At 36.7% G+C, this 7,305-nt stretch carries 6 protein-coding genes; 4 read left to right on the plus strand and 2 right to left on the minus strand.

Annotation, left to right across the window (positions count from 1 at the left end; all coding sequences use genetic code 11):
- Positions 1–299, plus strand: a 299-nt coding sequence (locus ACIQ0D_RS10405) for a DUF1080 domain-containing protein (RefSeq protein WP_395805345.1), incomplete at its 5' end; no start/stop codon positions are given.
- A 358-nt stretch (positions 300–657) separates the two neighbouring features.
- Here ACIQ0D_RS10405 and ACIQ0D_RS10410 read toward each other — a convergent pair.
- A complete protein-coding gene (locus ACIQ0D_RS10410) occupies positions 658–2,469 on the minus strand; it encodes a DNA mismatch repair protein MutS (protein ID WP_395805347.1) in 1,812 nt (603 codons plus the stop codon).
- Positions 2,470–2,524: 55 nt separating this feature from the next.
- On the minus strand, positions 2,525–3,808 hold the full coding sequence (gene tyrS / locus ACIQ0D_RS10415; protein WP_395805349.1) for a tyrosine--tRNA ligase: 1,284 nt from the start codon (positions 3,806–3,808) through the stop codon (positions 2,525–2,527).
- Positions 3,809–3,941: 133 nt separating this feature from the next.
- Between tyrS and ACIQ0D_RS10420 the strand changes: the two genes are divergently transcribed.
- From ACIQ0D_RS10420 to ACIQ0D_RS10430, 3 genes are all read left to right on the plus strand, one after another.
- On the plus strand, positions 3,942–4,622 hold the full coding sequence (locus ACIQ0D_RS10420; protein WP_395805351.1) for a hypothetical protein: 681 nt from the start codon (positions 3,942–3,944) through the stop codon (positions 4,620–4,622).
- 108 nt (positions 4,623–4,730) lie between these two features.
- The gene (gene ligA, locus ACIQ0D_RS10425) at positions 4,731–6,743 is read left to right on the plus strand and encodes an NAD-dependent DNA ligase LigA (protein WP_395805353.1); all 2,013 of its coding nucleotides are present in this window, start codon (positions 4,731–4,733) and stop codon (positions 6,741–6,743) included.
- An 84-nt stretch (positions 6,744–6,827) separates the two neighbouring features.
- The coding region (locus tag ACIQ0D_RS10430; protein ID WP_395805355.1) for a dihydrodipicolinate synthase family protein at positions 6,828–7,305 on the plus strand (478 nt) is incomplete at its 3' end.

The raw sequence follows: 7,305 nt of genomic DNA on the forward strand, positions 1-7,305 counted from the left end.
TCAATAAACATCGTGCTGGCGACCTTTATGACCTAATTGCAAGCAGTTCAGAGCCCGTTAAAGCAGTAGGTGAATGGAATCTAGTTGAAATCATTTCAAACAATGGCAAGCTTGACTTCAAGATGAACGGTGTAAACGTTGTATCAACCACTATTTGGGATGAACAATGGAATAAGATGGTTGCTGGAAGTAAGTTTAATACCATGCCAGGATTTGCAACGTACAAATCTGGAAAAATCTCACTTCAAGATCATGGAGATGAGGTATGGTATAGAAATATTGAGATAAAGAAATTGTAATCAGTTGTCAGTTGGCAGTTGTCGGTTATCGGTTGGCAGTTGGGAGTTGAGAGTTATCAGTTGGGAGTTATCGGTTGTCAGTTAGCAGTTAGCAGTTGAGAGTTGTTAGTTGGTAGTTGACAGTTAAGCTGGGCGGAGATAATATTTGAGATTCAATGCTCCTCATCTCACATCTCACATCTCACATCTCACATCTCACATCTCACATCTCACATCTCACATCTCACATCTCACATCTCACATCTCACATCTCAATTGAGAGTTGTCAGATAAGATTGAAAAACTGAATTTAAAAAAATCCCTTAAAATCATTGATTTTAAGGGATTTTTTATGGTTGCAAATTCTGAAAGGCTTTGATTATCCCTTTTCAGAATAGATGCCGATTCGCTTAAGTAATAAAGAGGCATTGAAGGTTTTGCATTCGCCGGGTTTAAGCTTATAGTCGAAGTGCATTTCCTCCCCTTCCACCTGAATATCAAAATAGAAATTACGGATATAATTGGGATAATCTTTTTCGAGTTCGGCAATTTGTAAGTCATGGGTTGCTACAATTCCTACACCATTTTGGGCAATCAAGCGCTCAATAACCGCTTTAGAACCTAAGTATTTATCAATTGAGTTTGTACCACGTAACATCTCATCAATTAAAAAGAAGATTTTTTCTGGTCCCTCTAGAATTTTCAATAATGCCTGCAATCGATCTAATTCAGCTTTAAAGGTGGAGGTACTTTCATTTAAAGAATCGCGGATACGCATATAAGAAAATACCATCATTCTACTTAATGTCATCTCTTTTGCACAACATGGTGCACCACATAAAGCCAAAACAGTATTTATACCGAGCGTTCGCAGAAAAGTACTTTTACCAGCCATATTTGAACCAGTAATGATATCAATCTTTAATTCATCCTTCAAGCTGTAATTATTAGTCACGCGAATTTGAGATGAAATTAATGGATGTCCAACATCTTTGGTATTTAGCGTATAATGTTCCCCTTCCTGGATAGTGGGAAAACACCAATCAGGATAATTACTATTTAGGCTACTCAGACTAATTAGCGCTTCAAAGGTTGCAATTAAGTCGAAAGCCTCCTTCAAATTACCATGATTTTGCTTTTTCCAATCCTCAATAGCAAATAATTGACGGATATTCCAAATCATAACAGCGTTTAGAATAACACCAATACTAGTCAGCCCGAATGTTAAATGATTTATTAATAGTGAAAAACGTTTAATCTGTTCAGAAAACTTAGCATTTTCATTATTTTTTAGATCTGAGGCTAATTTCTTAGCCAAATCTGAAGTCCACTCTTCAGTCTTAATCGCTTTAATAGCCTCCGAAAATTGAGTAAGAATATTACTCATTTTACCAATAATACTATCTGTTTTTAGAATCCGAGCATTAAAATTTTGGTTAAGAAAAAAGTTGAAAACAAGGAGAACAAAAAGTACTAGGGATAAATAAGGAACAAAGAAAGTCCCAATTGAAAAGAATAGAAAGAGCCAAGGAGCAATGTTAGCATAGTATTTTATCCACTTCGGCGAATCTTCGGCTTTAGCCTCTAAATAGCGAAATAAATCCTTCACTTTATCTTCGGAAGGAGTATTAGCAAAGAGAAGAACTGCTTGAAAATTATGTTTCCATTTCAGTTTGTCACTTAATTCTTTTAGTGTTTCCTGGCGTTCTCTGATATCAAGGGTAGAGCTAGGTTTAAGAAGCCAATTTGCTAAAATAGTATTTCCAAGGACTGTAGCACAGCGATTTATCATCTCAAAGAGGGAAGATTTTCCAAAAATATCTAAATCTGATGAGTAAGGATGTAGGTCATCTGTGAAGGTCGAACCATCTGAATACAAAGACCCTTTTCTATCGATGCTATTGAGTTCATTAGCGTGAACATCAGCCAAAGCCCTAACATATTTTTTAAGCTTTTGGAAGGCACTTTGTTTTGAAACGAGCCACGAAAATCCGAGAATGAAGAGAAAAACGGTCAGAATGGAAAGCCAAATTTGATCGTATTTAATACATTGATAAAAAATGATTAAAGCAAATGCTAGGGCAAAAAGGCGCAGAAATGAATAGACATTAATTTGTCTATCCAAGCGTTTAATTTGAAGCTCAGACTCAATTAGTTGGGCTTTATGATAATCGATAATCTGCTCTTGCATAAACATTATGTTAATTTAGGCACCGATAAATGAATAATGCAGAACCAGAATTAGTTTATCCAACACTAATCAAGAAATAGTTCTTTTTACCCTTTTGCGCGACCAAAAACTCGCCATTTATTAAGTTATCGGTAGTAAGAATAAGCGCAGGATCAGCAATTTTTTCCTTATTTATAGATACCCCTCCCCCACTAATCATTTTTCGGGCTTCCCCTTTTGAAGGGAAAACACTTGTTTTTTCGGCCAAAAGATCTGTTGCATTGATACCTCCTGCAAGCTCATTTCTAGAAATAGTAAATTGAGGTAAACCTTCAAAAACTTCGAGAACATCCTCTTTTGAGAGTGAGTTCAGGAATTCGAGGGTACCGTTGCCAAACAAAAAATCGGATGTTTTGAGAGCAGTTTGTAGTGCTTCTTGCGAGTGAGTACGGATAGTAATCTCCTCAGCAAGAGCCTTTTGCAAGATTCTTAAATGTGGAGCAAGATCATGTTCCTTTTCAAGAGCTTCAATTTCTGACTGTGATTTAAGCGTAAAAATACGAATCCAGCTTTTAGCATCGGAGTCGGTAGTATTTAGCCAAAACTGATAAAATTTATAGGGAGAAGTTTTAGCAGGATCGAGCCATACTGCACCACTTTCAGTCTTACCGAACTTGGTACCATCTGCTTTTTTAATCAATTGAGTTGTAATTGCAAAAGCGTTCCCAGAACCCTTACGGCGGATTAATTCGGTCCCGGTAACAATATTACCCCATTGATCAGAACCACCCATTTGTACTTGGCAATTCTTTTCTTTCCATAAATAGTAGAAATCATAACCTTGCACAAGTTGGTAGCTAAACTCAGTGAAAGACATTCCCGTTTCGCCTTCCAAACGCTTTTTTACAGAGTCTTTAGCCATCATATAATTGACGGTTAGGTGTTTACCCACGTCGCGAATAAAATCAAGGAAACTAAAGTTTTTAAACCAATCGTAATTATTCACCATTTCGGCGCTATTGGCACCGCAGTTAAAGTCGAGGAATTTTTTCAGCTGACTTTCGAGGCATTTCACATTATGGTTAAGAACATCTTCTGAGAGTAGGTTACGCTCTGCCGATTTCCCAGAAGGATCGCCAACCATACCGGTTGCGCCACCAACAAGAGCTACAGGCTTATGCCCTGCTCTTTGAAAATGTATGAGGGTCATAATTTGCGTTAAGTGTCCCACATGCAGCGAATCTGCTGTAGGATCAAAACCTATGTACCCAGAGGTCATTTTTTTATTCAGCTCCTCTTCCGTTCCGGGCATGATATCGTGCAGCATTCCTCGCCAGCGTAATTCTTCTACAAAGTTCATTTTATATTAAGGCTCATTAGAGCTACAAATATAGCAGAATTGATAAAACCCATGCATCGTAAAATTTTCGTATTTTTATAACATTAGGTATATCTACAGAATAGGTATTAATTCCATCCTAAAGAAAGAAAAAATGAATTTCCTATCTCACTTTTACTTCGACCGGCATAGTGAAGACCCACATTTGGTGTTGGGCACTATTTTGCCAGATTTAGTAAAAAATGCGAGAAAGGATTGGAATTTACATCCAGAAAAAAAGATTGAACTGTATGATAGTCAAGTTGAACATTCTATTTTAACGGGTTGGAAGCGACATTTAGCAGTTGATCGCCATTTTCACAATTCCAATTTTTTTCATGGGCATACCCATGCCATTCGAGATTTAATCATTCCTGCTTTAGAAAATTCGGTTGTAAGACCCTCGTTTTTAGCCCATATTTCCTTAGAGTTGATGCTCGATAGCACCTTACTAACAGAAAATCATTTGGATGCCGAAGATTTATATGTCCACCTACGCCAATCAGATAGAAAATTACTACAACGATTTCTAGAAATAAACAATGTAAATGATACGGATCATTTCTTTACATTTTTTGAGAAATTCATAAAGTCGAATTACCTGAACAGCTATCGCCAAAGCGAAAACATCATGTATGCTTTAAATCGTATTTGCATGCGTATTTGGAAAGATCCATTGAATGAGGAGCAAATGCAAAATCTTTCGGCAATACTTATTGAATACCATGAATTATTGAAGGAAAATTATATGGAAATATATGATGAAATCAGTCTGGTAATAGCCCCATCAACATAAAATAAATTAGCATATAAATAATTCTCAAATAGATTAATTTTGGAATGAAAGGGAGAACAAATTGGCTGTCAAATTCAAATTATCAATTGAAAAAATTATCTTCGCTCCATGTCACTATTTGAAATAAAAGAACGGATTGAAAGCCTTGTAAAAGAGCTAAATGAGCATAATTACAAATATTATGTATTAGCACAAGCAGAAATTTCAGATTTTGAATTCGATAAAAAGCTTGAAGAGCTAGCCAAATTAGAGCAAGAGTACCCTGAATATTTAGATCCAGAATCGCCGACTATCAAAGTTGGCGGATACATCACCAAGGAATTTGAAACGGTAAGGCATAAATGGCCGATGTTATCCTTGGGGAACACCTATAATGAACAAGATTTAAAGGAATTTGATGAGCGTGTTCGAAAATCGATTGGCAATGATTTTGAGTATGTATGTGAGTTAAAGTTCGATGGATTATCCATTAACATTACGTATGAAAATGGAAAAATGATACGTGCAGTTACGCGAGGAGATGGGACACAGGGAGATGATGTAACGAATAATGTAAAGACTATACGCAGCATACCTAAAACAATAAAGGGAGAATCCTTACCCGAATCATTTGATATTCGAGGTGAGATATTTATGCATCGAGCAGCATTTGAAAAGCTTAATAATGAGCGTATTGAAAACAATGAACTAGCATTTGCGAATCCTAGAAATTTTGCATCTGGAACATTAAAAATGCAAGATTCGGCGGTAGTTGCTAAGCGACCATTAGATTGCTTTTTATATTTTTTATACAGCGATAAGAATAATTTCAGCACCCATTGGGAGAGTTTAGAGGCTGTAAAAAAATGGGGTTTTCATGTATGTGAGCACACCAAATTATGCAAAAGCATTGATCATGTCTTAGAATTTATCAATTATTGGGATGAGCATCGATTTGGATTGAGTTATGACATTGACGGAATAGTAATCAAGGTCAATAGTTTTAGTCAGCAGCAAGAATTAGGCTTTACCGCTAAATCTCCTCGATGGGCGATATCCTACAAGTACAAGGCACAAGAGGTAGAAACCATTTTAGAAAAGGTGACTTATCAAGTTGGGAGAACTGGAGCTGTAACTCCAGTAGCTAATTTAAAGCCCGTTTTATTGGCTGGCACTACAGTTAAAAGAGCCACTTTGCACAATGCCAATGAAATTAAACGTTTAGATTTACACTTGGGTGATACTGTTTTAGTGGAGAAAGGTGGCGAGATTATCCCCAAAATAATTGCTGTAAATACTGGAAAACGCGACCTAGGAGCAATAAAAGTTGTTTATCCTGATGTATGTCCCGAATGTGAGACAGTTCTCATCCGTAAAGAAGGAGAAGCCGTTCATTACTGTCCCAATGATGAAGGTTGTCCCCCACAAATTATAGGCAAAATGCAGCATTTTATTGGCCGTAAGGCGATGAATATTGATGGATTGGGCGATGAAACCATTGATGCATTTTACAGAAGAGGATTTGTAAAGCACATTAGCGATTTATACACTTTAGAACAGAAGGTAGATTTATTAAAGCAGATGGATCGATTTGGTGAGAAATCGATCAATAATATGATTGAAGGTATTGAGAAATCGAAGGCTATGCCGTTTGAAAAGGTACTTTTCGGACTTGGAATTAGGTATGTGGGAGAAACAGTGGCGAAGAAGCTGGCGGCACATTTTAAAAATATCGACCAATTGATGGGTGCAAGCTTTGAGGAACTAAAAAGCGTAGATGAGATAGGTGAGCGCATTGCAGAGAGTCTGATTGAATATTTCAAGGATCCCAAACATATTGAGCAGATTGAAGCCTTGAGGAATCATGGATTACAGTTTGAATCCTTGCATAAAAGTATTATTTTAGAGAGCAATACATTTGAGGGCAAGACATTTATTATTTCGGGGGTATTTGGAGATTATAGTCGCGATGAGTTAAAAGACTTGATTGAGGCTAATGGGGGAAAAATATTGAGCAGTATTTCACCAAAACTGAACTATTTAGTTGCTGGCGACAATATGGGGCCTGCGAAGCTTGAAAAAGCAATAAAACTTCAAATTCCAATCATTTCTGATGAAGATTTAATCAAAATGTTGCAATAATTTTAAGAAAATGCCTGAATATTTAAAAAATCCTCTTAATATTGAGACATTTTCAATTAAAATCAAAAAAATAGATAAAAATAAATGAACAAGTTTCATGGAACGGGAGTAGCCATCATCACTCCATTTAAAACTGATGGAACTGTTGATCACGCTGCTTTAAAAAATGTGATAGATCATATTATCAATGGCGGTGTTGAGTACATTGTATCATTAGGAACTACTGGCGAGTCGGCTACCTTGAGCAGCGACGAGAAAAAAGCGGTTTGGGAGACTACGATATCACATGTTGATGGACGCGTAAAACTTGTAGCAGGATTAGGAGGAAATAATACATTAGAGCTTATAAACGACCTAAAGAAGTTTGACAGCAAAGGCTTTGACGCTATTTTATCAGTCTGCCCCTATTACAATAAACCTACACAAGAAGGAATATACCAACATTACAAGGCGATAGCGGAAGAAAGCATTTTACCGATCATTTTATATAACGTTCCGGGTAGAACGGGAGTAAATATGACCGCTGACACTACACTTCGTTTGGCACATGATTTCAAGAATA

This window comes from Daejeonella sp. (assembly GCF_044342615.1).
Taxonomy (GTDB): domain Bacteria; phylum Bacteroidota; class Bacteroidia; order Sphingobacteriales; family Sphingobacteriaceae; genus Daejeonella.

Coding starts and splice junctions, on each gene's coding strand:
- ACIQ0D_RS10410 (WP_395805347.1), bottom strand. CDS start 2,469: ATGCAAGAGCAGATTATCGATTATCATAAAGCCCAACTAATTGAGTCT.
- tyrS (WP_395805349.1), bottom strand. CDS start 3,808: ATGAACTTTGTAGAAGAATTACGCTGGCGAGGAATGCTGCACGATATC.
- ACIQ0D_RS10420 (WP_395805351.1), top strand. CDS start 3,942: ATGAATTTCCTATCTCACTTTTACTTCGACCGGCATAGTGAAGACCCA.
- ligA (WP_395805353.1), top strand. CDS start 4,731: ATGTCACTATTTGAAATAAAAGAACGGATTGAAAGCCTTGTAAAAGAG.